General features: G+C 72.8%; 25 protein-coding genes. 13 read left to right on the top strand and 12 right to left on the bottom strand.

From position 1 onward, the window contains the following. Nucleotides 1–31: 31 nt before the first annotated feature. The 3 genes from ABZZ74_RS15220 to ABZZ74_RS15210 all read right to left on the bottom strand — a co-directional run bounded on the left by ABZZ74_RS15220 (nt 32) and on the right by ABZZ74_RS15210 (nt 2,521). The gene (locus tag ABZZ74_RS15220) at nt 32–844 is read right to left on the bottom strand and encodes a universal stress protein (protein ID WP_356764878.1); all 813 of its coding nucleotides are present in this window, start codon (nt 842–844) and stop codon (nt 32–34) included. A gap of 175 nt (nt 845–1,019) precedes the next feature. Then, the gene (locus ABZZ74_RS15215) at nt 1,020–1,604 is read right to left on the bottom strand and encodes a hypothetical protein (protein ID WP_356764876.1); all 585 of its coding nucleotides are present in this window, start codon (nt 1,602–1,604) and stop codon (nt 1,020–1,022) included. A gap of 110 nt (nt 1,605–1,714) precedes the next feature. Next, a complete protein-coding gene (locus ABZZ74_RS15210; protein WP_356764874.1) occupies nt 1,715–2,521 on the bottom strand; it encodes a universal stress protein in 807 nt (268 codons plus the stop codon). A 292-nt stretch (nt 2,522–2,813) separates the two neighbouring features. Here ABZZ74_RS15210 and ABZZ74_RS15205 point away from each other — a divergent pair, with 292 nt between their 5' ends. Beyond that, nucleotides 2,814–4,769 (top strand): PAS domain S-box protein, encoded by a 1,956-nt coding sequence (locus tag ABZZ74_RS15205; RefSeq protein WP_356764872.1) that lies wholly within the window; start codon nt 2,814–2,816, stop codon nt 4,767–4,769. Between the two features lie 147 nt (nt 4,770–4,916). Here the strand turns inward: ABZZ74_RS15205 and ABZZ74_RS15200 are convergent, their stop codons facing one another. Both ABZZ74_RS15200 and ABZZ74_RS15195 read right to left on the bottom strand, forming a co-directional pair. Beyond that, nucleotides 4,917–5,357: a pyridoxamine 5'-phosphate oxidase family protein gene (locus ABZZ74_RS15200; RefSeq protein ID WP_356764870.1), complete on the bottom strand. Its 441-nt coding sequence runs from the start codon at nt 5,355–5,357 to the stop codon at nt 4,917–4,919. Between the two features lie 115 nt (nt 5,358–5,472). Beyond that, the gene (locus ABZZ74_RS15195) at nt 5,473–6,147 is read right to left on the bottom strand and encodes a pyridoxamine 5'-phosphate oxidase family protein (protein WP_356764868.1); all 675 of its coding nucleotides are present in this window, start codon (nt 6,145–6,147) and stop codon (nt 5,473–5,475) included. 269 nt (nt 6,148–6,416) lie between these two features. Between ABZZ74_RS15195 and ABZZ74_RS15190 the strand changes: the two genes are divergently transcribed. The 7 genes from ABZZ74_RS15190 (at nt 6,417) to ABZZ74_RS15160 (ending at nt 10,656) form a co-directional block, all read left to right on the top strand. Continuing rightward, complete coding sequence (locus tag ABZZ74_RS15190; RefSeq protein ID WP_356764866.1) at nt 6,417–6,875, top strand: SRPBCC domain-containing protein; 459 nt, start codon at nt 6,417–6,419, stop codon at nt 6,873–6,875. Continuing rightward, entirely contained in the window at nt 6,872–7,243 is a 372-nt protein-coding gene (locus ABZZ74_RS15185; protein WP_356764864.1) for a metalloregulator ArsR/SmtB family transcription factor, read from the top strand. The genes ABZZ74_RS15190 and ABZZ74_RS15185 overlap by 4 nt, the downstream gene beginning before the upstream one ends. A gap of 146 nt (nt 7,244–7,389) precedes the next feature. Continuing rightward, nucleotides 7,390–7,941 (top strand): hypothetical protein, encoded by a 552-nt coding sequence (locus ABZZ74_RS15180; RefSeq protein WP_356764862.1) that lies wholly within the window; start codon nt 7,390–7,392, stop codon nt 7,939–7,941. Between the two features lie 135 nt (nt 7,942–8,076). After that, nucleotides 8,077–9,069, top strand: a complete 993-nt coding sequence (gene dhaK, locus ABZZ74_RS15175) for a dihydroxyacetone kinase subunit DhaK (protein WP_356764860.1) — start codon at nt 8,077–8,079, stop codon at nt 9,067–9,069. A 46-nt stretch (nt 9,070–9,115) separates the two neighbouring features. Next, nucleotides 9,116–9,715, top strand: a complete 600-nt coding sequence (gene dhaL, locus ABZZ74_RS15170; RefSeq protein ID WP_356764858.1) for a dihydroxyacetone kinase subunit DhaL — start codon at nt 9,116–9,118, stop codon at nt 9,713–9,715. Then, entirely contained in the window at nt 9,708–10,118 is a 411-nt protein-coding gene (locus ABZZ74_RS15165) for a PTS fructose transporter subunit IIA (protein ID WP_356764856.1), read from the top strand. The genes dhaL and ABZZ74_RS15165 overlap by 8 nt, the downstream gene beginning before the upstream one ends. Before the next feature lie 13 nt (nt 10,119–10,131). After that, nucleotides 10,132–10,656 (top strand): GNAT family N-acetyltransferase, encoded by a 525-nt coding sequence (locus tag ABZZ74_RS15160; RefSeq protein ID WP_356764854.1) that lies wholly within the window; start codon nt 10,132–10,134, stop codon nt 10,654–10,656. Nucleotides 10,657–10,660: 4 nt separating this feature from the next. Here ABZZ74_RS15160 and ABZZ74_RS15155 read toward each other — a convergent pair whose 3' ends face one another. Further along, entirely contained in the window at nt 10,661–11,299 is a 639-nt protein-coding gene (locus ABZZ74_RS15155; protein WP_356764852.1) for a TetR/AcrR family transcriptional regulator, read from the bottom strand. A 132-nt stretch (nt 11,300–11,431) separates the two neighbouring features. On the opposite strand from ABZZ74_RS15155, the gene ABZZ74_RS15150 reads away from it, so the two are divergent. Next, nucleotides 11,432–12,193 (top strand): glucose 1-dehydrogenase, encoded by a 762-nt coding sequence (locus tag ABZZ74_RS15150; RefSeq protein WP_356764850.1) that lies wholly within the window; start codon nt 11,432–11,434, stop codon nt 12,191–12,193. Here the strand turns inward: ABZZ74_RS15150 and ABZZ74_RS15145 are convergent. Continuing rightward, entirely contained in the window at nt 12,147–12,896 is a 750-nt protein-coding gene (locus ABZZ74_RS15145; protein WP_356764848.1) for a glycoside hydrolase family 75 protein, read from the bottom strand. The two genes, ABZZ74_RS15150 and ABZZ74_RS15145, sit on opposite strands and share 47 nt — an antisense overlap. 377 nt (nt 12,897–13,273) lie before the next feature. Between ABZZ74_RS15145 and ABZZ74_RS15140 the strand changes: the two genes are divergently transcribed. After that, entirely contained in the window at nt 13,274–14,248 is a 975-nt protein-coding gene (locus ABZZ74_RS15140; protein WP_356764846.1) for a fibronectin type III domain-containing protein, read from the top strand. A 156-nt stretch (nt 14,249–14,404) separates the two neighbouring features. After that, a complete protein-coding gene (locus ABZZ74_RS15135; protein ID WP_356764844.1) occupies nt 14,405–14,953 on the top strand; it encodes a hypothetical protein in 549 nt (182 codons plus the stop codon). A gap of 12 nt (nt 14,954–14,965) precedes the next feature. On the opposite strand, the gene ABZZ74_RS15130 is transcribed toward ABZZ74_RS15135, so the two are convergent. The 4 genes from ABZZ74_RS15130 to ABZZ74_RS15115 form a co-directional block, all read right to left on the bottom strand. Further along, nucleotides 14,966–15,517: a PadR family transcriptional regulator gene (locus ABZZ74_RS15130; protein ID WP_356764842.1), complete on the bottom strand. Its 552-nt coding sequence runs from the start codon at nt 15,515–15,517 to the stop codon at nt 14,966–14,968. A gap of 20 nt (nt 15,518–15,537) precedes the next feature. Next, entirely contained in the window at nt 15,538–17,553 is a 2,016-nt protein-coding gene (locus ABZZ74_RS15125; protein ID WP_356764840.1) for an NADPH-dependent 2,4-dienoyl-CoA reductase, read from the bottom strand. Nucleotides 17,554–17,645: 92 nt separating this feature from the next. Next, nucleotides 17,646–18,014: a hypothetical protein gene (locus ABZZ74_RS15120; RefSeq protein WP_356764838.1), complete on the bottom strand. Its 369-nt coding sequence runs from the start codon at nt 18,012–18,014 to the stop codon at nt 17,646–17,648. Between the two features lie 105 nt (nt 18,015–18,119). Continuing rightward, nucleotides 18,120–18,995 carry a hypothetical protein gene (locus ABZZ74_RS15115; protein WP_356764836.1) on the bottom strand — a complete coding sequence of 292 codons (876 nt, stop codon included), beginning with the start codon at nt 18,993–18,995 and terminating at the stop codon, nt 18,120–18,122. A gap of 279 nt (nt 18,996–19,274) precedes the next feature. Between ABZZ74_RS15115 and ABZZ74_RS15110 the strand changes: the two genes are divergently transcribed. After that, on the top strand, nt 19,275–21,341 hold the full coding sequence (locus ABZZ74_RS15110) for a SpoIIE family protein phosphatase (protein WP_356764834.1): 2,067 nt from the start codon (nt 19,275–19,277) through the stop codon (nt 21,339–21,341). Between the two features lie 114 nt (nt 21,342–21,455). Then, nucleotides 21,456–22,226: a hypothetical protein gene (locus ABZZ74_RS15105; protein WP_356764832.1), complete on the top strand. Its 771-nt coding sequence runs from the start codon at nt 21,456–21,458 to the stop codon at nt 22,224–22,226. Nucleotides 22,227–22,378: 152 nt separating this feature from the next. Here ABZZ74_RS15105 and ABZZ74_RS15100 read toward each other — a convergent pair whose 3' ends face one another. Next, complete coding sequence (locus ABZZ74_RS15100; RefSeq protein ID WP_356764830.1) at nt 22,379–23,188, bottom strand: putative protein N(5)-glutamine methyltransferase; 810 nt, start codon at nt 23,186–23,188, stop codon at nt 22,379–22,381. Nucleotides 23,189–23,308: the final 120 nt, after the last annotated feature.

Here is a 23,308-nt window from a genome sequence, read left to right as displayed (position 1 = left end):
CCGACCGGCCCATCCGGCCTAGGAGATACGGTCAATCGGTGGCTGGGACCAGCACCACCGGGCAGTGCGAGCGGTGCAGCAGGGTGTGCGCCACGGGGCCGAGGTGCCGGTGGCGGCCGATGACGACGACCGCGTACTCACGGGTGGCCTCCAGCAGCGCGTGGGCCGCTCCGGTGCGCACCGTCCCGGTGTCGACGGCGACCGCCGGGTGTGCCTGCCGCAGCCGGGCGATACCGAACCGCGACACGGCCTCCTCCGCCCGTTCCTCCTGGGCTTGGCGCCGCTGACCGGGGCTCGTCGCGGGGATCAGCGAGGGCAGTTCGGGGGTGGTGTGCCGGTGCGCCGGGGTGTGCAGGACACGCAGCCGCACCGCCCGGCGCTCCGCCTCCTCGAAGGCGTGGGCGGCCGCTTCCGCGTCGGCGTCGCTCTCGAGCCCGAGCAGCACCTCGCGGTCGTCGCCGCAGGGGTGGTCGCCGCGCACGATCATCAGCGGCCCGTGCGTGTGCGCGGCCAGCCGCAGGCTGACGGAACCGAACAGAGTGCCGCCGACCGTGCCGAGACCCCGGGTGCCGACGACGGTGAGGGCCGCGTCGGCGCTCTCCCGGGCCAGGGCGCGGGCCGGGTCGTCCTCGGCGGCCTCGGTCTCGAAGGGCAGATGGGGGTGACGGTCGCGGATTCGTTCGGCGGCCGCGGCGAGGATCGGCGCGGCTTCGTCGCGGTCCGACACGGCGTACACCACACGCAGGGTCGCATCACGCCGGACCGCCTCCTCGGCGGCCAGGTCGAGCGCTCGTACGGCGATGAGTGATCCGTCGACTCCGACGGCCACGTGCTGGGCGGTCATGACACTGCTCCTCCCGTGGGTGCGGTCTGACGGTGTCATCGTCGGCCCGGGCGCCCGGGGCGGTCAGGGGCCATCGGTCCCGCCCGTACGGAAAGCGGGCCCGTTCCGGAAGCGACCCCGTACCGAGGAGCGACATCGGAAAACGACCGCGCATCGGGAAGCGATCCCGTGACGTTCAGCCGGTGGTGTGTCCCCACCGGCGGCCGACGCGCTCCCACTCGGCACCCCACCGCTCGGTGGCCCGCCGCTGCACCCGCAGCCGCACCAGGCACCCGGCGCCCAGCGCCGTCAGCCCGGCGGTCACGGCGGCTCCGGTGCCGGCCAGGACCACGCGGGTCGTCGCCTCGGCGGTGTTCATGGGCGCGGCCACCAGCCGGCCCCGGCCGTCCGTCCAGGCGGTCAGCGCGCTGCCCGGTTTCACGGTGGTCTTCACGTCCGTCACGCCCGTGTGCGTGATTCCCTTTGCGTCGGTCCAGCGGACCGTGGCCCGGACCCGGTCGTACTTGAACCCGGTGACCAGGTCCCGGCCGCCGGGTACCGCCTTCACCAGCACGGCGGACACGGGCAGGCGTCCCGCGCGGTCGTGTGCCACCGCTCGATGCGCGATCTGCGAGCCGATCACCCCCGCGACGACCGCCCCCACGATCGCGACCGTCCAGGCGACCAGCACGATCCACGCCTCGACCACGTCACTCGGCCGACGCAGGGGGTTGCGGCGCCAGCGCCATCCCAGGACCATTCCCCGGCGGAGCTTCCGCATCGGTCACACCCCCTTACGGGCGCAATGGGACGGACCCACCTAAAGGGACCCACCTAAACGGTCTCACTCCATCGCGGCGGAGGGGAGGGTCGAGCGGTCCCTCGCGTCGATCACCGGCCGGCGGCGGGCACGAGGGCGACAGGGCAGTGCGCGTCGCGCAGGATGGACCGGCCTTCGGATCCCGGCAGTACGGCCGTCGTACCGCCGCGCCGCACGCCGACCACGACGAGCTGGGCGTCCACGCTCGCCTCGACCAGGGCACGGTGATGACGGCCGCGGACCGCAGGGGTGCGCACGGTGACGTGCGGATACTTCTCGCGCAGTGCGGACAGCGCGTCGCCCGTCGTACGACCGCTGCGCCTCGCGTGCAGCACCACCAGGTCGGCGCCTCGCCCGGAGGCCTCGGCGAAGGCGAACTCGGCGGCTTCCCGGGCCCTGGGCGACTCGTCCGCCGCCAGGACGACGGGACCGGTCCGCGTGTGCCTGTCGCCGACGACCAGCACCGGGCAGCCGGCCCGGGCGGTCAGCCGGCCGGCGACCGAGTCGCGCGGACGGCCGCGTGCTCCGACGCTCCGGCGGGCGCCCACGACGGCGAGGCAGGCGGCGCGCGACTCGGACCCGAGAACGACGTCCGGCGCGCCGACCAGGACCTCGCGCGTGATCACGAGATGGGGCGCGACCCGGCGGGCCCGGCCCTCGGCGTCCGAGAAGGCCCGGTTGACCCGGTCCCGGGCGCCGGTTCCGTCCGGGTCCCAGGGCGCCACACCGGTCGGCACGTCCGGCGAGACCCACGTCAGCGCGTGCGCCAGCCGAAGCGCCGTACCGCGCCGGTCGGCCTCCCACGCCGCGGCCTCGACGGCGGCCAGACCCGCCGCCGTACCGTCCACTCCCACCACGACCGGACCACGACCGTTCATGACAACCCTCCCTCATCCGGATCCGCGCTACGCCCCCCAGCGTCGACCGCCGACCCGCACCCCGCACGGGGCCGACCAGCCCCCGCCAACGCCCCGACCGGCCCCCGTACGGCCCCGCCAGGCGGCTTGCCCGCACAGCAGGTTCGGGCGGTATGCGGCGGTGTCCGCCCTTTCGAAAAGCGGTGACGGACAGGTTCGGTCGGTGCACGGACAGTAGGGGACATCCGGTGGCGGGGCCGGGGTGGGTGCGCTGGGATGGCCCGACCCACCGCGCGGTGGACTGGGGGTTGGCATGAGTGAGTTCGCAGGAGTCGGGACGACCACTGCCGCCGGGGTGACCGAGTGGGACGGCTGCCGGTGCGGTGCGGAGCTCCGGGAGAGCGGGACGGGGGCCGCCGAGGAGCGGTTCAGGGGGCTTCTGGAGGCGGCCCCGGACGCCATGGTGATCGTCGACGACACCGGGACCATCCGGCTGGTCAACGCCCAGACCGAGGCGCTCTTCGGCTACCGGCGCGAGGAACTGCTCGGCCGCCCCGTCGAGTTGCTGATGCCGCACCGCTTCCACGACCAGCACACCAGGCACCGCCACGGCTACACCGCCAACCGCCAGGTCCGCCCGATGGGCGCCGGCCTGGACCTGCACGGACTGCGCAAGGACGGCACCGAGTTCCCCGTCGAGATCAGCCTCAGCCCGCTGGAGACGACCGACGGACTCCTGGTGTCGGCCGCCGTGCGGGACGTCAGCGACCGCAAGGCCGCCGAGGCACGCATCAACGAACTGGCCGCGCTCGTCGAGTCCTCGCAGGACGCCATCCTCGCCAAGACCCTCGACGGATACATCACCTACTGGAACGCCGCCGCTCAGAGCCTGTACGGCTACACCGCCGAGGAGGCCATCGGCCGGCACGTCTCGCTGCTCGCCCCGCCGGAACTGCGGGAGGAGGTCAGCGCGTTGCTGAAGCGGCTGCGGCACGGGGAGAAGGTCGAGCACTTCGAGACGCTGCGGTTGACCAACACCGGCGACCTGCTGGACGTCGACGTCACGCTCTGGCCCACCCGCGACACCGACGGCACGGTCGTGGGCGCCTGCGCCATCGTGCGGGACATCAGCGACCGCAAGCGCGCGGAGGCCGAACTCACCGCGCTCTACGAGCAGCAGCGGCACATCGCCCTGACCCTGCAGCGCAGCCTGATGGGCGCCCCGTCGGCCATCCCGGGCCTGGCCACGGCGAGCCGCTACCGGCCCGCCACCCAGGGCGCCGGTGTGGGCGGCGACTGGTTCGACCTGATCCCGCTGGGCGCCGACCGGGTCGGCGTGCTCATGGGCGACGTGATGGGCCGCGGCCTGGAAGCGGCCGCCGTGATGGGCCAGTTGCGCTCGGCCGCCCACGCCCTCGCCAAGACCGGGATGCAGCCGCGCCAGCTGATGCAGGCCCTGGACACCTGTGTGACCGACCTCGACGTCCCCGACCAACTGGTCACGTGCTGCTATCTGGTGATCGCCCCGGACGCCGGGACGGTGACCGTGTGCTCGGCCGGCCACCTGCCCACCCTGGTCGCCCTGCCCGGCGAGGGCGTCAGCAACCTCGACTCGCCCGTCAACGCGCCGCTCGGCGTCGGCGGCGTCCTTTACCAGCAGTCCTGCACGGCCATCCCGCCCGGCGCGACCCTCGTCCTCTACACCGACGGACTGATCGAGACCCCGGGCAGCGACATCGAGGGCCGGATCGAGGAACTCACCACCGTTCTGGGCCGGTCCTTCGCCGAGGCCCCCGGTCTGGAGGCCGTGGCCGACCGGGTGCTGGCGAGCCTCCTGCCCGACGCGGACAGCCACAACGACGACGTCACCCTGCTGCTGGCACAACTGCCCGCCGCCCCGCTGGCGTCCATCAGCGCCGACCTGCCCGCCATACCGTCGTCGGTGCCCGAAGCGCGCGCCTTCCTGCACAAGGCGCTCGAGGCCTGGGACTGTGCCACGGCCACGGACGACGCGGTCCTGCTGCTGTCGGAGACCCTCACCAACGCGGTCCAGCACGCCGTCGGCCCCATCGGCCTGCACCTGCGCCGCACCGACACCGACCTCACCGTCGAGGTCAGCGACCACAGCCCGCACCTCCCCCAGCCCCGGCTGGCCGCCGACGACGAGGAGTCCGGACGGGGCCTGCTGCTGGTCCGGGCGCTCGCCGACGACTGGGGGGTACGGCCCACCGACGAGGGCAAGACCACCTGGTTCACGCTCAAGCTCTGACCGGCATCCGGTGGCCTTCATGCGCGACGCCCGTGCCCAGCTGCTCGGCGCCGGTTCCCCGGCACGGCGCATCCGATACGAGGTCTTCGGTCCCGACCTCTGGCTGCCGGACCACACGGCCTGACACGCGACAGCAGCCCGGGGTGTTCAGGGAGCCGGCTGCACCCCGTACAGACTGCGTCCGCCGACCAGTTCGCGGCCGGTGACGAGTTCCGGCTCGATGCGCACGAAGACCTCCTGGGGCGAGGGCACCCAGGATCGCGGGCCGGTCCTGGTCAGGCGCTCGTGCTCCGCGGGGTCCGTCACCACCATCGCCGGGCCGGTGACGACCACGCTCCAACCCGACTGGGTGGCCGCGTCGACCTCGTCGACCTCGAAGGCGACGACCACCCCGTCGACCGCGCGGGCCAGCTCGGAGGCCGCCGAGGTGCGCAGCAGCACCGCGCCGTCGCCGTCCAGGGTGAAGTTGACGGGGAGTACGGCGGGCAGGGCCTGCCGGGTGTGGACGATGCGCCCGACGGGCACCTTCGCCAGCAGACGCAGGCACTCCGGCCGTTCGAGTTCGCGGAAACCGTCGTTCGGATACATGGGCCAGCCCGTTTCTCACCTGGGTACATCGCTGGAGCGTTCCGTCCATCCTGCGCCGGGCGAGCCCCCGGAGTGAGGGACCTTCGGTCCCCGTCTGCGCGCAGAACGTCCCGGCTCACACCGTGATGCGGCGCCCGGTGACGGCGAGGGGATCGACGCGCACCCACTGTTCGCGCCGTCCGCCCGCCCAGGGCGTGCTGTGGGCCAGCTCGGCGAGGCGGCCCGCCTCGGCGGGATCCGTCACGATCTCGGCGTACCCCCGCACCAGCACGCTCCAGCCGCTGCTGCAGGCGTCGTCGATGCGGTCGACCTCGAAGGCGACCCGGTGGCCGGAGGCCCGTGCGGGCGTGGTGCCCGGTGCGGTGCGGAAGACGATCGCGCCGTCGACGACGCTGTAGTTGACCGGCACGACCAGGGGCCCGGAGGCGGTGGGCACCGCGACCCGTCCCACTCCGTGCGTATCGAGCAGGGCCCGGCACTCCGTGGCGCTCAGCTCGACGAAGTCCGGTTCGCGCACCGCGCGCCCCGGGCCCGGCGGCAGCTCGGTGTCCCCGCCCGTGAGGTCCCGCACGGTGGTCTCCAGGGCCTCCGCGAGCCGCAGCAGGACGCCCGGTCCGGGGGCGGCGCCGGGGTGCTCCTCGACGTAGCGCAGATAGCCCGGGGCCATGCCGGCCCGGTCGGCGGCCTGCTCGCGGCTCAGTGCGAGTTCCGTACGCCGTGCGACGAGCCGACGCCCGAGATCACCCGGCGCATGCGCCTCGACGGCCTGGGTAGGTGCGTTGTCCGCCATGGCTCGTCACTCCCTCTCGTCGGATCGGCCGCCCGTACGCGGACGAACGCGTACGACGCACGGATGGCCCTCTACCCCATGGTCTCCGGGACGCCATGTCCGCACTTGGGCCGGTCGGCCCTGGTTGCGGGGCCGGGACGACCTGCTGCCGCCCCTGCGCGGGATTCCTTCGCCATCTCCGGTCTCCCCAAGTACGCAACCAAGCGGTTGCACATCCCGCGCTCGACGTGCAACCTAGTGGTAGCGCATTCACACGAGACGAGGTTGCGATGCTTCCCGACGTCATCGAACGCGACATCCTGATCAACGCGCCCGTGGAACGGGTCTGGACGGTCCTCACCGAACCCGCCTTCCTGGGCCGCTGGTTCGGCAACGGCGACCCGGTCAAGGTCGAGCTGCGCCCCGACGGCCTCCTGCTCTTCGATCATGGCGTCCACGGCACCATCCCGGCCCGCATCCAGACGGTCGATCCGCCGCACACCTTCTCCTGGCGCTGGTCCCATGGCGCCGCGGGCGAGGAACCGACCGATGCCAACGCCACCCTCGTCACCTTCACGCTCGCCTGGGAGGAGAGTGTGGGAGGCACCCGGCTCACCATGGCCGAGAGCGGATTCACCCGGCTCGGCCTGCCCGTCGACGAGGCCGCCGATCGCCACCGCGCCAACAGCCGGAACTGGCCCGGCAAGCTCGACCAGCTGCGTGAGCAGTGCGAGCAGCCCGCGGCATGACCGGAGCGAACGGCGGCGAGCACGCGCCCGAGGACGTCCTGCTGGCGCTGGCCGATCCCGTCCGCCGCCGGATCATCGCCGCACTCGTCCGCGACGGCGACGCGACCTCCACGTCCCTCGCCGTGCCCCTTCCAGTCACGCGGCAGGCGGTGGCCAAGCATCTGGCCGTCCTGGAGCGCGCGGGACTGGTGCGTGGGCGACGGACCGGGCGCGAGGTCCGTTACGCCGCGGACCTCCAGCCGCTGCGGCACGCCACCCGTTGGCTGGACACCCTGGCGGAGCAGTGGGAAGGCCGTCTGCGGGCGATCAAGGCACTCGCCGAGCAGGACGCCGAGCCCGGAGGCGGTACCACCACCGACGGTCCGTGACCGCCGGTCCGCGAAAGGGCCCGATCGGCCCACCCCCTTCCCGCCCCTGGTCCCGGTCGGCCCCGCACCCGCCCCTGGTCGGCCCATCCCACACCGCACTCCCCGGCTGCCACGGTGCTGGTGGTGACGAGAGGGAGGTGCGACCGATGCGCGCACGCGGGCGGACCAGCAGGTGGCTGTGGCGGTGGCGGGCCAACCCGCTGCGGCGGCACGACGACGTTCTGGAGGCCTGGCTGGTGCTGGCCGTATGGCTGATCGTCGCGGTGGGCGGCACCTTCGCCGGGTTCATGGCGGCCCGGTCCGCCGCCGACGTCCTCGCCCACCAGCGCGCCGAGCGCGCCCCCGTACCGGCCGTCCTGCTCACGGACGCGCCCCAGGCGTCGGAGACCTACCGCCGGGCCGTGGTGACGGTCCGCTGGACGCCCGTCGGCGGCCCCGCACGGACCGGGAAGACGCTGGTGGACGCGGGCCGTACCGCCGGGTCTCATGTCGTCGTCTGGACGAACCCCCGGGGTGACCTGACCACCGAACCGCCGGGGCCGACCGAGTCGCTCGCCGAGGCCGCCCTCTTCGGAGCCGGTGCCGCCCTCGGCGTGACCGGGCTGGCCCTCGGGGCCGGGGCCGTCGGGCGGTGCCTGCTGGACCGGCGACGGGTCGAGTCCTGGGGCAGGGAGTGGGACCAGCTCGCGCCGCACTGAGACGGCCGCCCGGGCCCCCGGGACGCAGCGGGATCCCGCCGTCCACGTGACCTTCGCCCTCCGAGCGCGGATACTTCCGAGAGTGGCAGCAGTACGGGCCCAGGAGCCGGACGCGCGTCTCACCAGGAGGAACCCATGAAGATGTTGATCAACGTTCCGGAAACCGTGGTAGCCGACGCGTTGCGGGGCATGGCGGCGGCACATCCCGAGCTGACGGTCGACGTGGAGAACCGGGTGATCGTACGACGCGACGCCCCCGTGGCCGGAAAGGTCGCCCTGATCTCCGGCGGCGGCTCGGGGCACGAGCCGCTGCACGGCGGTTTCGTGGGCCCCGGCATGCTGTCGGCCGCCTGCCCGGGCGAGGTGTTCACCTCCCCGGTGCCGGACCAGATGGCGCGGGCCGCGGCGGCCGTGAACAGTGGCCCCGGCGTCCTGTTCATCGTGAAGAACTACACCGGTGACGTCCTGAACTTCGACATGGCGGCCGAGCTCGCCGAGGACGACGGCATCCAGGTCGCCAAGGTACTGGTCAACGACGACGTGGCGGTCACCGACAGCCTCTACACGGCCGGCCGGCGTGGTACCGGCGCGACGCTGTTCGTGGAGAAGATCGCGGGCGCCGCGGCGGACGAGGGCCAGCCGCTGGAGCGGGTGGAGGCGATCGGCCGCCAGGTCAACGAGAACTCCCGCAGCTTCGGCGTCGCCCTCAGCGCCTGCACCACCCCCGCCAAGGGCAGCCCCACCTTCGATCTGCCGCCCGGCGAGCTGGAGTTGGGCATCGGCATCCACGGCGAGCCCGGCCGGGAGCGGCGCGCGATGATGACGTCCGGCGAGATCGCCGAGTTCGCGGTGGGCGCGATCCTGGACGACATGACCCCGCGCAATCCGGTCCTCGTCCTGGTCAACGGCATGGGCGCGACCCCGCTGCTGGAGCTGTACGGGTTCAACGCCGAGGTCCAGCGCGTGCTCACCCAGCGCGGTGTGGCCGTCGCCCGCACCCTGGTCGGCAACTACGTGACCTCCCTCGACATGGCAGGGGCCTCGGTCACCCTGTGCCAGGTCGACGAGGAACTGCTCCGCCTCTGGGACGCGCCGGTGAAGACGCCGGGGCTGCGCTGGGGGATGTAGCACCGCGGGCCGGGGTGTCAACGTACCTACCACGCAAGGAGATCCAGTGCTCGACGCCGAGTTCTTCCGCCGTTGGATGACGGCGACCGCCGCGTCCGTCGACCGCGAGGCGGAGCGGCTCACGGCCCTCGACTCGCCCATCGGGGACGCCGACCACGGCAGCAATCTGCAGCGCGGTTTCAAAGCCGTCATCGCGGCGTTGGAGAAGGAGGCGCCCCAGACCCCCGGTGCGGTCCTGACGCTCTCGGGACGGCAGCTGATCTCGACCGTCGGCGGTGCCTCGGGGCCGCTGTACGGCACGCTGCTGCGCCGCACCGGCAAGGCGCTGGGCGATGCCGCCGAGGTCGACGAGGGGCAGCTGGCCGAGGCGCTGCGGGCCGGGGTGGACGCGGTGATGGCGCTCGGAGGTGCCGCGCCGGGCGACAAGACCATGATCGACGCGTTGGTGCCGGCCGTGGACGCGCTCGGCGACGGCTTCCCGGCGGCCCGGACGGCGGCCGAGCAGGGTGCGCTGGCGACGACGCCGCTGCAGGCCCGCAAGGGCCGAGCCAGCTATCTGGGCGAGCGCAGCGTCGGCCACCAGGACCCCGGCGCCACCTCGTCGGCGCTGCTGATCGCGGGGCTCGCGGAGGCGGCCGGTGAGTGACGACAAGACGGTCGGGATCGTGCTGGTGTCGCACAGCGCGGAAGTGGCCGCGTCCGTCGCCGAGTTGGCGAAGGGGCTGGCGGGCGGCGGGACGTCGGTGCCCGTCGCCCCCGCGGGCGGCACCGAGGGCGGCGGACTCGGCACGAGCGCGGAGCTGATCGCCGCGGCGGCCGCGTCCGTGGACCGGGGCGCCGGGGTGGCCGTGCTCACCGATCTCGGCAGTGCCGTGCTCACGGTGAAGGCGCTGCTCGCCGAGGGCGACGAACTCCCCGCGAACACCCGTCTGGTGGACGCGCCGTTCGTGGAGGGCGCGGTGGCGGCGGTCGTCACGGCGGCGGCCGGAGCCGACCTCGCAGCGGTCGAGGCGGCGGCAGCGGAGGCGTACACCTACCGAAAGGCCTGAACGACAACCGATCATGACCAGTACTCAGACGCTCTTACGGACCGCGAACGTCGACGACGTGGAGGCGATCACCGAGCTGCACACCCAGGCCCGTACCGCCTACTACGCAGCGGGCGGAGTGCCGACCGCGGAGCTCGACTCCCCTGAGGCGTACGCCCGTCGGCGGGAAGGCTGGCTGCGGGCCGTGCGGGCCGACGACATGAGTGTGGTCTGCGCCGAACAGGCGGGCGAGCTCGCGGGGGTCCTGATGGCGGGACCTCCCTACGAACCCGATGTGGACGCGGCGACCGTGGGCCAGCTCTACCAGATCCACGTCCGTCCGGGCTCCTGGGGCCAGGGCGTCGGCAGCCGGCTGCACGCCGAGTTCGTGCGGTTGCTGCGTGACGCGTCACTGACGACCGGCGTGCTGGAGGCCTGGGCGCGCAACAGCCGGGCCCAGGGCTTCTACGTGCGGCACGGGTGGCGGCCGGACGGGCATCACCGGCCCGGGCCCGGGGGCGCCGACTACGTGCGGATGCGCCTGCGCCTGACCCAGTAGGGACTCAACCGAGGCCGCCCGCCGCCACCTTGAGGGAAGTGCGCAAGGTGGCCAGGAGCTCGGCCTCCGCCGTCGCGAGGTCGGGCTCCGTCTCCGCGGTGTGCCAGGCGTAGTGTTCGACCGCCGCCCGCAGCGCCGCGTTGAACATCGCCGCCTGGATGACCGGCCGCAGATCACCGGCCGGCAGCCCGGCGCGCTCGGCGAGGGCACCGGCGAACGCCGGCTCGGCCTCGTCGTACGTCTGCAGCCACACGGCCCGTAGCCCCGGCTCGGTTCGTGTCAGTCGTACCAGCGCCCCCACCGTGGCCCGGTCGGGGCCCGCGACGAGCTGGAGGCCCGTCGTGTACTCGGGCGCGAAGATCTCCTCCAGCGGCTGTCCGGGCCGCCATTCCCGCAGACGGGCGGCGAGCATGTCGATGCCGGCCGTGAACAGGGGCCGTACGCAGGCCTCCTTGCTGGGGAAGTAGCGCCACACGGTCCGTGCGGACACGCCCACGGCCTGGGCGATCTGCTCGCCGGTGGTGGCCGCGACGCCCTGGGTGACGAACAGGTCCACCGCGGCCCGGGCGATCTCCAGCCGGATCTCCGCCTTGCGCTCCTCGGTGAGCGGCGGTCGTCCCGTGCGTCCGCGGACTGCGGTCATGTGTTCCTCCGGCTCCGTGATCGGTCCTCCGGAATTCTCCACCACGATTTTATGTCACTCGCAGACATTAAGTCGTATGGTGGGCCCTGCCCCACCGGGCGACCCGCCTCGCACAACGACAGGAGCTCCACCATGGCCAGCGGACTCGACGGCAGAAGCGTCATCGTCACCGGAGCGGGCTCGGGCATCGGGCGCGCCACCGCCCTGGCCTTCGCGGCGGAGGGATCCCGGGTCCTGGTCGCGGACCTCGACGAGGAGGGCGCGCACGCCACCGTCAAGGACATCGAGCAGGCGGGCGGCACCGCGGTCGCCGTCGTGGGCGACCTGAGCGAGCAGGCCGTGGTCGACCGGGTGACCGAGACGGCGGTGGAGCGGTTCGGCGGGGTGGACGTCCTGGTGAACAACGCCGGGATCATGGACCGTATGTCGGCGCTCGCGGACGTGAGCGACGCCGAGTGGGAGCGGGTGATCCGGATCAACCTGACCGCGCCGTTCCTGCTGACGCGGGCGGTGCTGCCGCACATGCTGGCGGCGGGCCGTGGCTCGGTCGTCAACACGGCCTCGGAGGCGGGCCTGCGCGGCAGCGCGGCAGGCGCGGCCTACACCGCCTCGAAGCACGGGGTGGTGGGGCTCACCAAGTCACTCGCGGTGATGTACCGCAAGCAGGGCATCCGCGCGAACGCCATCGCCCCGGGCGGCACCGCGACCAACATCGCGGTGGACGCCGACCAGGCCGCGCACGGCCCGGCCGCGCTCGGCCCGCACTTCGTCAACCTCGGCCGTATCGCCCAGCCCGAGGAGCAGGCCGCCGCCATCGTGTTCCTCGCCTCGGACGCGGCGAGCAACATCAACGGCGTGGTGCTGCCGGTGGACGACGGCTGGTCGGCGGTCTGACGCCCGGTCCCTTGCCCCGTACGAACAGCCGCGCCAGCCGCTGTCCGGTGGCGACGGCGGCGGCGTGGTCCTCGATCGGCTTGACCTGCGAGTCCTTGAAGACGATGTAGGTGACACCGGAGGCCGCGCCGCCGCCGCGCGGATCGGGGCTGATGCCGAGGCCGCGGGCGGTGGCGTAGGAGGCCTCGCCGATGATCCCGCGGGAGCCGATGTCGCCGACGACCGCGTACTGCACCCGGTTGCGGTAGACGACGGCGGCGACCGAACCGCCGCGCACCCCGTGATCCCCGTGGTTCCAGATACGGCTCACGGCCGGCACGACGATGTACGGCAGGCTCTCCGCGCTCAGATGGCGGCCGTCGGACTGCTGGAAGGCGGTGGCGGCGGAGAACAGCGGGTCGGTACGGCGGTTGCAGCGCGGGCCGGGCCGGCCGTCGCAGTCGATGTCCAGGTCGGCCTTCCAGAAGACGGCGTCCCGCGTGGCGCAGACCGGGACGGTGGCCGGGGCGCCCTCGTCGCTGCGGTAGCGGCCACGTGAGATCTGGGTGCAGTCGCGCACCTTGGCCAGCAGGTCGGCGGCCCCGACATCACCCTCATGCCAGGCGACGGGCTCCTCGGCGATGCCGTGCCGGGCCGCGGGCAGCGCGGCCGGGGCGAGCAGGGCGGCGCAGGCCACGGCCAGCGTCAGCGACGGGACGCGCACGATGAGGAACCCTCTCCTGGGGAACACTGACGAACACTCAGCCCAATGTGTTGCCCTTTTGATCGTGCGGCTACCGCTGAGGGGCCGTACGGCGCACGCCCCGAAGTCCGGGCAGGGGCCGGGCAGCTGAGCCCGCGTCGGCTCCGGCCGCCCGGCCGCCCGTGTCCGGCGCGGGATCAGCGACGACAGCGGTCCGCGCCACCGGCATGAACTGACCGTCCCCCAAGGAGAGTTCAGCCGCGAGGACCTTCAGCATACGTAACGGCCACGGGCCCATGTCACCACCCCGTGCCGCTACGACGCCCTCTTGATGTACCTGCAACAACAGCGTCATATTGGTACGGACCATTGCAGTCTGTCCGCCGGGAGGCGCAGCCGTGCCACGTGCCGCCGTACTCCCACGCCGACTCCTCGCGCCGATCGCGGGCCTGGTCCTGGTCTGCTCCTGCGGCTGGGGCGGCGACGGGGACGAAGGGCGGGCGCCGGGCGCTCCCGGGGGTGTCACCGCGGCGGCGGGCAGCTCCAGCAGTGTGCACGTGATGTGGGACGCGGTGTCCGCCCAGCCCCGGGTCCGCGTCTACGAGGTGTATCGCGGCACCACAAAGGCCGCGGAGGTGCCCGCTTCCGAGCACATGGTGGACGTCACCAGGCTCAGGCCGTCCACCATGTACGTCTTCACCGTGCGGGTACGCGACACACAGGGCCGCCTCGGGCCGCCCAGCGGGGAGGTACGCGCGACGACTCCCGCCGCCGTCCCGGCCGACGACACCCCGCCGAGCCGCCCGGGCCGGACCAGCGGCCGGGCGGTCGGCGGCCGGGAGGTGCAGCTGGCCTGGTCCGCGTCGAGGGACGACACGGCCGTGCTGTCGTACGACGTCTACCAGGGGTCCGCGAAGATCCACAGTGTCGGCGGAAACCAGACGGCGACTGTGGTCACCGGACTGCGGCCGGGCACCCGGTACGTCTTCACCGTCCGTGCCCGCGACGCGGCCGACAACCTCTCCCCGCCCGGGCCCGCCGTCCGTCTCACCACGCCCGGCAGCGAGGACGGCCGCGGTACCGCGCCCACCGGCTTCAGCGTGACCGGTCACCGTGCCGACGGGGCGTACTTCCTGGACCTGTCCTGGATCCCGCCGCGCACGGACGGCGTGGTCGGCGAGTACCAGATCCTGCTGGACGGGCGGACGGCGACCTCGCTCGTGTACGGCGCGAACGCGCCGCGCGAACGGGCGTCGTACTCCTTCTACGTGGGCCGGCAGGCGGGGGTGAGCCATCGGGTGCGGATCCGGGCACGGCTGCCCGACGGCAGCTGGGGCGGATTCTCGGCCGAGCGTTCCGTGACGACCGGCTGATGGGCCGGACGAAGGAATCCATCACCTGAGCGGGGGCCGTCCGCATGCGCGGCGGACCGGGGGCGCATTGGCTGCCGCTGAGGCAGCACGGGTGTTCCCCGACCCTCGGCGGCACCAGGGATGTACCGCCGACCGTGCCGCCGGAGGGCAGTCCTGATGCGCAATTCCCAGCTTCCGATCCGCTCCGGCCTGGCGGTGGCAGCCGTCGCCGCGCTGCCCCTGGCCCTGGCCGCCCCGTCCGCCTCGGCGGTGGGGACGGGCATCTCGGTGAGCACCAGCGGTTCGACCGTCTCGGTGACGACCACCGTGTGCAACCAGACCAGCAGCAGCGGCATGTGGGGCACGGCCTCGCTGCTCAACAGCGGCCAGTCGAACTTCGCCCAGGGGCGCCAGGTGGCGCTCGCCGGGACGACCAGCCAGCAGTCGGCGGCGTGGCAGGGCGTGCGCCCCGGCACCTACACCGTCATCGTGATGTGCTCCTTCAACAACACCACCGCGGGCACGCAGTCCATCATCGTCGCGGCCCCCTCGTCGCCGACCATCTCCGCCACCTCCACGCCGTCCCGCGGTGTCATGGGCGGTCTCGGAGGTGCCGTGCAGGACTACGGCCCGGTCACCCTGGGCGTGGGCGGCGCGCTGGTCGGGGCGGGCGTCATCGCGTCCGGCTGGTTCCTGCGCCGCCGCTCGAAGCCGTACCGCCTCTGACGGCGAACGGGCTCACGCCGGGCCGGAGTCCCGCAGTTCGCCGAACTCCTCCAGCGCATCGGTGAGCCACCGGGTCCAGAAGGTCTCCAGTTCGATGCCCGCCCGCAGGACCAGGTGGCGCAGCCTGTCCTCGGACGTGTCCCGGCCGGGCGGGAAGTCGCGCTTCTCGATCTCCTCGTACTCCGCCAACTGCCGCCGGTGCAGGTCGAGATGGCGGCGCAGATCGGCCTCGATGCCCTCCGTCCCCACCACCGCCGACGCGCGCAGCCGCAGCAGCAGCGTGTCGCGGTGGGGCCTGGGGTCCTGGGAGGCGGCGGTCCAGCGGGCCAGTTCGGCGCGGCCCGCGGGCAGGACCTCGTAGCTCTTCTTCTGCCCGCGGGCCGGCTGCTCGGTGGGCAGCGCCCGGATGTGACCCTCGGCCTCCAGCTTCCCCAGCTCGCGGTAGATCTGCTGATGCGTCGCCGACCAGAAGTAGCCGATCGACCGGTCGAAGCGGCGGGTCAGCTCCAGCCCCGAGGACGGCTTCTCGAGCAGGGCGGTGAGGATCGCGTGCGGGAGGGACATGGGCACATCCTAGGGACGCTCTACAGGGCGGCCGCGACCTCGGTGCCCTGCAGGATCGCCCGCTTGGCGTCCAGCTCCGCGGCCACGTCCGCACCCCCGATCAGGTGCGCGTCACGCCCGGCGGCGACCAGCTCCTCGTACAGGTCGCGGCGCGGCTCCTGGCCGGTGCACAGCACGACGGTGTCGACGGGCAGGACGGTGGACTCCTCACCGACGGTGATGTGCAGTCCGGCGTCGTCGATGCGGTCGTAGCGCACGCCCGGGACCATGGTGACGCCGCGGTGCTTGAGCTCGGTGCGGTGGATCCAGCCGGTGGTCTTGCCCAGGCCCGCGCCGACCTTCGACGTCTTGCGCTGGAGCAGGTGCACGGTCCGCGGCGGGGCGGTGCGCTTCGGTGCGGCGAGCCCGCCGGGCGCCTGGTAGTCCATGTCGACGCCCCACTGCCGGAAGTACGTCTCCGGGTCCTCGCTCGCCGCGTCGCCGCCGTCGGTGAGGAACTCGGCGACGTCGAAGCCGATGCCGCCGGCGCCGAGGACGGCGACGCGCTCGCCGACGGGCGCCTCGCCGCGCAGGACGTCGAGGTAGCCGACGACGCTCGGGTGGTCGACGCCCGGGATGTCCGGGGTGCGCGGGGTGACGCCGGTGGCGACGACCACCTCGTCGTAGTCCGCCAAGTCAGCCGCATCGACAGGGGTGTTCAGGCGTACGTCCACACCGTGGGCGTCGAGCTGGTGGCGGAAGTAGCGCAGGGTCTCGTCGAACTCCTGCTTGCCGGGGACCTTGCGGGCCACGTTCAGCTGACCGCCGATCTCGCTCGCCGCGTCGAACAGCGTGACGGTGTGGCCGCGTTCGGCCGCGGACACCGCGCAGGCGAGCCCGGCGGGACCGGCCCCGACGACGGCGACGCGCTTCGTCAGACGGGTCGGCGAGAGCACCAGCTCGGTCTCGTGGCAGGCGCGCGGGTTGACCAGGCAGGAGGTGATCTTCCCGCTGAAGGTGTGGTCGAGACAGGCCTGGTTGCAGCCGATGCAGGTGTTGATGGCCTCGGGCGTCCCGGCCGCGGCCTTGGCGACGAAGTCCGGGTCGGCGAGCATCGGGCGGGCCATCGACACCATGTCCGCGTAACCTTCGGCGAGCAACTCCTGGGCGAGTTCCGGGGTGTTGATGCGGTTCGTGGTGACGAGCGGGATCGACACCCGGCCCATGATCCGCCGGGTGACCCAGGTGTAGGCGCCGCGCGGCACGGAGGTGGCGATGGTGGGGATACGGGCCTCGTGCCAGCCGATGCCGGTGTTGATGATCGTCGCACCGGCCGCCTCGACGGCCTGGGCGAGCGTGATCACCTCGTCCAGCGTGGAGCCGCCTGGGACCAGGTCCAGCATGGACAGCCGGTAGACGATGATGAAGTCCTCGCCGACGGCCTCGCGCACCCGTCGGACGATCTCGACCGGGAAACGCATGCGGTTGTCGTAGGAGCCGCCCCAGCGGTCGGTGCGGTGGTTGGTCTGGGCAGCGATGAACTCGTTGATGAGGTAGCCCTCGGAGCCCATGATCTCGACGCCGTCGTACCCGGCCCGCCGGGCCAGCCGGGCGGCGCGGGCGTAGTCCTCGATGGTCTGCTCGACCTCGGCGTCGGTCAGCTCCCGGGGCACGAAGGGGCTGATCGGCGCCTGCAGCGGGCTCGGCGCGACCAGGTCCTGGTGGTGGGCGTACCGCCCGCAGTGCAGGATCTGCATCGCGATCCGGCCGCCCTCGCGGTGCACGGCCTCGGTGATCACCGCATGCTGCTCGACCTCCGCTTCGGTGGTGAGCTTGGCCCCGCCCCCGTACGGCCGTCCGGCCTCGTTGGGCGCGATCCCGCCGGTGACGATCAGGCCCACGCCACCGCGGGCCCGGGCGGCGTAGAACTCCGCCATCCGCTCGAAACCGCGCTCGGCCTCCTCCAGGCCGACGTGCATGGAGCCCATGAGGACGCGGTTGGGCAGCGTGGTGAAGCCCAGGTCGAGCGGGTTCAGCAGATGCGGGTAACGGCTCATGGCGCCCCTCCGTCGCGGTGTGGTCCCTCAGTTGTAGAGGACCGCACCGCGTTTGTGCAACTAGTTGCACAAAGGAGGAGGGGGGCCAAAGCTCAGCGACTCTCCAACGTCACATGCAGCTCCCGCTCCTGGTCCCCGGAGGCCGACGAGAGATCCCGCACCGTGAACAACGGCTCCAACGTGCTCCGCAGCCGCTCGATCGCCCAGTAACCCCCCTGCGCGTCCAACTCGACCGAGGACGACAGACGCGTCGGCAGCGGACACTCGTGCGCGTCCGTCACCTCGAACGTGCCGAGCCACACCATCGGCCGCGTCTCGTGCAGCTGCTGCGGCACCTCGTCGGCGCCCCGGTCGGACTCGAAGCACGCGCACAGCGTGTCGAAGACGATCCGTGCGTCCTCCTTGCTGCATCCGCTGATCTCGAGGGAGACCGGCTCCTCGTGCAGTCGCTCACGGTCCATCGTGATCGCTCCTCTCATGGGCGGTGACGCGGTCCGGCGGGTTCCCGGCGAACCGCGTCACATCCCCAGAAAAGCACCACTGTCCGGGCCGTACCAGCGAGCGGCTCAGCTCTTGTGGAAGCGGTAGGTCTTGCTGTCCGTCAGCACACAGAAGCCCGGCGAGACGACGATCACGCGCAGGGTGCCGTCCCGGCGGTCGTAGTCGATGCCCTCCGCCTCGAAGGTGCCCGAGCAGCCGCTGCGCAGGGGCAGCTGACGCAGGGCGGTGACATGGCCGGAGACGTCCGAGGTGCCGTTCGGCGCGGCGGACAGGTCGACCTGGAGCAGCGGCTTGGTGATGCCGAACAGCGTGCCCGCGGGGTCGTCGGAGGAGCACAGCACCGTCGTGGGTCCGGAGAAGTCGCAGCCCTGCACGTCACGGACGGCGTGGTCGAGGTTGACAGTGGCGACCTGCGGGAGATTCGCCGAGGGCGCGGTGCTCGCGTTGACGCCGGGCGTCGGGAAGACCAGGAAGCGGGTCATGGTGCCGTACTCCCCCGACAGCATCCACTGGCCGTCGGGCGAGATCGCGTCCCAGGAGTTGTTCAGCGCCTCCCCGGGGCTCAGCGTGTGGACGTACTCGGACCAGCCGCCGCCGGGTGCCTGGACGCGGTACATCTTCGCGGTGCCGGAGTCGGCCTGGTAGGGCTCGACGTAGTAGCCGTTGTAGGAGGCGTCGGGGTCGCCGACGTGGTTCCAGCCGCGGCTCGAGACGCTGACCGGGATGGTGCCGATGCCGGTGTAGCGGTTGGGGCTGCCCGCCGGGACCTCGACGGAGGTGAGGCCCTGGCTCTCGGTCAGCGGGTCGGCACGGTCGGAGCCGACCTCGGTCCAGGTGTCGGCGGCGGAGGCGGGCGGGGCGGCGGACAGCAGGGCGGCGGTGGCGAGGGCGAGGGCCGCGGTCAGGGCCGCGTGACGACGTCGCCGGGCGCGCAGAGGCATGCGAGGGCTCCTCGGTGAGGGTGGGGGCGGGCCTGCTCGGCGGACAGTCTGGCCGCGCCAGATGGTCATGTACAGACCAGATTGGTAACGGGGGCCGTCGCTTCGGCGACGGTCCGTGGCCGGTACTGTCGTCACCACTTCGAGGACGCCGCCGCCTGTGTTGAGGGATGGTGGAGGTGGGCGACACAGGCGTCACAGCGACGGTTGAGCGCGGTAGAACAGGGGAGTCGGCACGGGGGAAACGGCGTGCCGCGTCAAGGAACGAAGGCGGTGCGTGGGATGAGTGCACCTGGGTTTCCGGTGACCGACGGCGACGAGTCGGTGCGCCCGAGCGGTCTGCTCGACGTCCTGGGCGTGGCCTCGGTGGTCCTGGACGCCCAGGGACGGGTCGTGCTGTGGAGCCCGCAGGCCGAGGAGCTGTTCGGCTACCCGGCGAAGGAGGCCCTCGGCCAGTACGCGGCCCGGATCATGGTGCACGAGCAGCACCTCGACCTGGTCGTGAAGCTGTTCGCCGACGTGATGGTGACCGGCCAGAGCTGGGCCGGCGCCTTCCCCGTCCGGCGCAAGGACGGCAGCACCCGCCTGGTGGAGTTCCGCAACATGCGGCTGCTGGACGACCGGGGCGACGTCTACGCGCTGGGCCTGTGCGCAGACCGGTCGACGGTACGGCAGCTGGAGCGGGACGTGGCACTGTCCACGCGGATGATCGCGCAGTCCCCCATCGGACTGGCCGTCCTGGACACCGAGCTGCGGTACGTCTCCGTCAACCCGGCCCTGGAGCGACTGAACGGGGTGCCCGCGGAGGATCACATCGGCCGCCGTATCGCCGAGGTCGTGCCCAATCTGGAGGTAGAGGCGCTGGAGGCGGCGGCGCGCCGGGTGCTGAAGACCGGGCGGCCGCTCGTCGACCAGCGGACCGTCGGGCGCACGCCGGCCGATCCGGACGAGGAGCGCGCCTGGTCGATCTCGCTGTACCGGCTGGAGGACGCGTTCGGGCATGTACTGGGAGTGGCCGGGTCGATCCTCGACACCACCGAGGAGCACCGGGCGCGGGTGGAGGCGGAGGCCGCTCGGCGGCGGCTGACACTCATCGCGGACGCCTCCACCCGGATCGGCACCACGCTGGAACTGGACCGTACCGCCTGCGAGTTGGCGGAGGTCGCGGTGCCGGAGCTGGCCGACTGGGCGGCGGTGGACCTGCTCGAGGCGGTGGTCCAGGGCAGACGCAGCACGCTGGGTCCCACGGAGCCGGCCGACATACGGGCCCTGGCCGTGCGGGCCGACGACGCCCCTCGGGTGCCGGCGGCCGCCGATCGGCCGGAAAAGGTGGCCCGGTACGGCCCCCACCTCCTGGTCACCGAGTGCGTGCGCACGGCCCGGCCAGTCATGGTCACCGAGGTCGAGGCCGCCGACCTGCCCCGCATCGCCCGCTCCGAAGAGGCGGCCGGGCAGTTGGCCGAGATGGGCGTGCACTCCTATCTGGCGGTACCGCTGATCGCGCGCGGCGAGGTGCTGGGCGCCCTGGAGCTGGAGCGCACCCGCAATCCCGTGCCGTTCAGCGAGGACGACCTGCTGCTCGCCCGCGAACTCGCGGCGCGGGCGGCGGTGCAGATCGACAACGCCCGCTGGTACCAGAACGCCCGTGACACCGCCCTCACCCTGCAGCGCAGCCTGCTGCCCAGCCATCCGCCGGTCATCGGTGGCCTGGAGGTCGCCTCCCGCTACCAGCCCGCGGGCGCCACCAGCGAGGTCGGCGGCGACTGGTTCGACGTGATCCCGCTGGAGGACGGCAAGACCGCGCTCGTCGTCGGCGACGTGATGGGCAGCGGCATCAACGCGGCGGCCACCATGGGCCGGCTGCGCACCGCGACCAACACCCTCGCCTCCCTCGACCTCGACCCGGCCCGGCTCCTGGAGCACCTCGACCGGATCACCGAGGGCTTGGACCACTCCATCGCCACCTGCGTGTACGCCGTCCACGACCGCGAGCTGCGGCAGTGCCGCATCGCCAACGCCGGGCACCTGCCTCCGGCCCGGCTGCGTGCGGGGCACCCCCCGGAGCTGCTGGAACTGCCCACCGGGGCGCCGCTGGGCGTCGGCGGGGTCGCGTTCTCCACCACCACGGTCGACCTGGAGCCCGGCGACCGGCTGGTGTTCTACACCGACGGCCTCGTCGAGACCCGCCAGCACCCCCTCGACGAACGCCTGAACGCGCTCCTGGCCCTGCTCGACGGCCCCGACCGCCCGCTGGAGGAGGTCTGCGACCTGCTGCTGAGCACCCTGCACCAGCCGGACAACTCCGACGACGTGGCCCTGCTCATCGCCCGGGTCCAGCAGCCGCACTGACCCGTACACCCGTTCTCACAGGTACTGATTACCTGACCCTTATCGTGCCCATCGCACAATCAAAGGTAGGTGTGGCATACGGATGCCCGGTGCCTTGGCCGATGGGAGCGAGCCGTGACGGATCAGGAACCCACTGCCGGAGGATCGCCGGACCGGCATGGCGAGACGACACCGGACTGGGAAGTGATGACGGGCCCGGGCGGGGCCGAGCCCGCGTCGGGCGAGGCCTGGGACAGGGTCTGGCGGCGGCGCTCCGCCCGGTCCCGCGCGGTGATCGCGGCGGCCACGGTCGCCGTCCTGGCCCTCGGCGGCACCGTCGCCTACGCGACGGCCTCCGGTGGCTCGAGCGGCGGCGCCACGCCGTCCGCGTCCGGCTCCGCGTCGCCGTCCCCGAACGGGCCCGAGGGCCGGCACGGCGGCCGGTGGTTCGGCTTCGGCGGCATGGGCGTGCACGGCGAGGCCACGGTGAAGGACCAGGACACCGGCAAGTGGGTGGTACGGGTCTGGCAGCGCGGCACCGTCGAGAAGATCTCCGGCGACAAGGTCACCGTCAAGAGCGAGGACGGCGCCTCCTGGACATGGACCTTGAACTCGGACACCACGGTCCTGCACGACGGCACCAAGGGTTCCGGAACCGACGGCATCAAAAAGGGCGAGACCGCCGTCCTGGTCGGCACCCGCGCTGACAACGGCACCCGCACCGCCACCCGCGTCCTGTCCGGGACCTTCGTCGACAAGGGACCCGGCGACAACGGACCCGGCGACGAGGGCCCCGGCGACAGGAACCCGGGCGGCTGGCGCGGCGGCTTCGGCGGCCACGGCCCCCGCGACTGGCGGATGCCGACCCCGTCGTCCAGCCCGCCGGGCAACGGGGCGACGACCTGAGGAACGAACCGCCGCGACCCCGCTGCGGCGCGCCCGTGCCGACGTGACGTCGGCCCGTCCAAGCGGTCCTGGTGAAGTCCGCTGCGGTTCCGTAGCGCCCTGACGACGCCGCGGACGACCGACGGCACATCGCGGCGATCCCGGCGGAGCGCTCAGCGCCTGGTGCCGATCACCACATGGGCGTACCACTCCTCCGAGACCGCCAGACGGGTCGTCAGTCCGGCCCGGGTGAACGCCTCGACGGCCGTGGGTGCCTGTGCCTCGCTCGTCTCGATCAGCAGGCAACCGCCCGGTGCCAGCCAGTGCGGCGCCTGGGCCGCGACCCGGCGCAGGACGTCGAGTCCGTCCGTGCCGCCGTCGAGGGCGACCAGCGGTTCGTGATCGCGGGCCTCGGCGGGCAGCAGACCCACCTCGTCGGTGGGGACGTACGGCACATTGGCCGCGAGGATGTCGACGCGGCCCCGCAGACCGGGCGGCAGCGCGGCGAACAGATCGCCCGCGTGCACGCGTCCGCCCACGCCGGCGACATTGCGGCGGGCGCAGCGCACCGCGGCCGGGTCGATGTCGGCGGCGTGCAGTTCGGCGTCGCCGAGCGCGGTGGCCAGAGCGGTGCCGACGGCGCCCGTGCCGCAGCACAGGTCCACCACGACGGACGCCTCGGGGGCCTGGGCAAGAGCCTGCTCGACGAGGAACTCGGTACGGCGGCGGGGTACGAAGACGCCGGGTTCGACGAGGATGCGCAGGCCGCGGAACTCCGCCCAGCCCAGGACGAGTTCGAGGGGCAGACCGGCCACGCGGCGGTCGACCAGGACGGTGAGTTCCCGCGGTGTGCGGGCCTGGGACAGGATCAACCGGGCCTCGTCCTCGGCGAAGACGCAGCCCGCCGAGCGCAGGACGGCGGCGACGGATTCGACCGACGAGGACGACGAGGGCGACGAGGGCGACGAGGGAGATGAGGGCATGGAAGCCGAGAGCCTTTCGGTGGGGCGAAGGGCGCTCTCGCGGTCGCCTACCGGCGGCGATCCGCTTCGACCAGAGGAGAGAGCACCCGGGCTGATACAGCGGTAATGGGTCTCACCTCC

This window comes from Streptomyces sp. NPDC006476 (genome assembly GCF_040612015.1).
Classification (GTDB): Bacteria; Actinomycetota; Actinomycetes; order Streptomycetales; family Streptomycetaceae; genus Streptomyces; species Streptomyces griseorubiginosus_B.
Note: the sequence above shows the minus strand (reverse complement) of the source record. Positions and strands in the feature narration are given on the sequence as shown.